General features: G+C 26.4%; 2 protein-coding genes. One reads left to right on the plus strand and one right to left on the minus strand.

Features of this window, described 5'->3' with window-relative positions; all coding sequences use genetic code 11:
* The coding region (locus AXA65_RS17825) for an Eco57I restriction-modification methylase domain-containing protein (protein WP_185114333.1) at positions 1 to 1,320 on the plus strand (1,320 nt) is incomplete at its 5' end.
* Here AXA65_RS17825 and AXA65_RS17830 read toward each other — a convergent pair.
* Positions 1,307 to 2,425 (minus strand): TaqI-like C-terminal specificity domain-containing protein (locus AXA65_RS17830; protein ID WP_185114334.1); only part of this gene is annotated, 1,119 nt, incomplete at its 5' end. The two genes, AXA65_RS17825 and AXA65_RS17830, sit on opposite strands and share 14 nt — an antisense overlap.

The raw sequence follows: 2,425 nt of genomic DNA on the forward strand, positions 1-2,425 counted from the left end.
ATAGTGATTGGGAATCCACCTTACATAAAAGAAAATACAGATAGATCTGTTTTTGATGGTTTAAGAAGATCAATTTACTATCAAGGAAAAATGGATTTATGGTATTTTTTTGCTTGTGTCGGTTTAGATTTAATTAAAGATAATGGTATATTGAGCTTTATTGCAACAAATAATTGGATAACAAATTCAGGTGCGTCAAAGCTAAGGAATACGATTCTAAATAATTCTAAAATTAAACGTTATGTAGATTTTAGTAATTTTAAAATATTTGAATCAGCTGGAATACAAACAATGATATTCATTTTAGAGAAAAATTCTAATAATGAAAAATATACTTTCGACTATTCAAAACTTTTAAATTCAAATATTAATTTTAATGATTTAAAGAAGTTTCTATCGAAAAAAGTAAACAGTGACTTTTTTCATTTTAATAGTCAAATTATAAAGAAAGATTTCATTAATAAAACAATTGATTTTAATGACAACACTGTTAATAATATATTGATGAAAATTGAAAGTAAAAGAAATTTTCATTTAGATGGTAAGACGGAAATTAATTCGGGCATAGATATTCCACAAGATTTTGTAAATAAATCAAATTTAGAAATACTTGGAAATAGTTTTGTTATTGGTGACGGTATTTTTGTATTATCAAATAATGAGGTTAATGAATTAGATTTAAATGTAACCGAAAAAAATCTACTGAAACCCTTTTATACTCCAAAAGAATTATTTAGATACAATATTAGCGATAAAAATAAGTTCTGGATTATTTATACTGACTCTTCTTTTAAAGATTCTAATAGAATGAAAGAATTTCCAAAATTAAAAGCTCATTTGGACAGATTCCAAAAGGTCATAACGTCTGAGAACAAACCTTACGGATTAAATAGGGCGAGAAATGAAAAATATTTCCTATCTGAAAAAATTCTAGTTCAAAGAAAATGTCCAAGTAAGCCTTCCTTCGTTTACGTAGATTTTGATTCTTACGTTAATAGGACATTTATACCAATTAAAACCGAAAGAATAAATCTGAAATATTTAGTTGGGATTTTAAATTCAAAATTATGTCAATTTTGGTTAAAATATAAAGGGAAAATGCAAGGTGATAATTTTCAAATTGATAAAGATCCGATTCTGCAAATTCCTATTTTCAAACCCGAGAAGAAAAATCAGCTTTCTCTTATTTTACTTGTCGATGAAATATTAGATGCGAAAAAAGATAGTATTGATACCACTGAATTAGAAAGTAAAATTGACGAGTTAGTTTATGATCTATATGAATTGAATGATGATGAAATTAGCATTATTGAAAAATAAATTTATCGTAATCTTCTTTAATTAGTTTAAAATCAGGATCAATAAGTTTTACTTCTTCAAATGAAAGATCATATATTTTATAAACTAATATATCAAGATCAAACATTAAATCTTTCTTAAATGAATTTTCGCCAAGTAAAAGGCTATCTACAACCAAAATCACTTGATTTTGATATTCGCTAATTTTAATTGGAAGATTATCATAATGATAAATTTTTGCCTTTGTAAAAGCTCCTTGTGTTTTTTCAAATGTTTGAATAAACATCAAATGCTGGAAGAGTTTTGAGTTTAATAATCCAAGTACATATTTAATGTGAAAATCATTACTAATCAAAATTCCATTATATAATGAAGACATAATGTAAAAATCTTCATTATCATAAGTAGCAGTGATTTCTGCACCCGCTTCTCTAATTAACAGTTTTTCTTGTTCAAAAATTCTATAATCTCTAGGACAGGCCAAATGCTTTCCGTAATGAATGTACAATTGAGGATTTTTTTTTGAAAATTTTAAAACATCTTTTCCGCGTAGTATGGGTTTATAATTACTATCTAATTTTGATTTGGAAATATACATTTTATCGTTCCCTGATTTAATTGCCTGTCTGATATCTAAAACTGTATTTAGGGAAACGCTATTTAACTTAAGTTTAGAAATTAATGCACTTGAAGAATGTGTACCAATTGACAAATTAGTTTTCTGTTGATCAGCAAAAAATGTATTAGGTATTTTATTGTAAGTGCCTAACAATGATTTTGAATTGTTAACTTTTATCAAGTAATTTTGGAGTGATTCATTCTGATAAGTAAAAATCATTGAATGAACTACTGCGGCATCAAAAACTTTATCATTTAGATCGCAAATCTCCAATATTCTGAATTCTTTTAGCAGTTTTTTCCTAACCTGCTCCTCAAAATAATTATCCAACAGTGTATTAGGAATTATGTAAGTACAGACCCCCATCTTTCTTAATAATGCTGTCGATTTTAATAGAAATAGTGAATAAGTATCGATTTTAAATTGGGTCTCAGGATATAAAGTTCTTAGAGTTTTCTTTTCAGATGATGATAATTTTGCTCCATACGGTGGATTCCCAATCACTAT

Origin of the sequence: Chryseobacterium sp. FP211-J200 (assembly GCF_001643375.1) — a bacterium.
GTDB classification, from domain to species: domain Bacteria; phylum Bacteroidota; class Bacteroidia; order Flavobacteriales; family Weeksellaceae; genus Epilithonimonas; species Epilithonimonas ginsengisoli.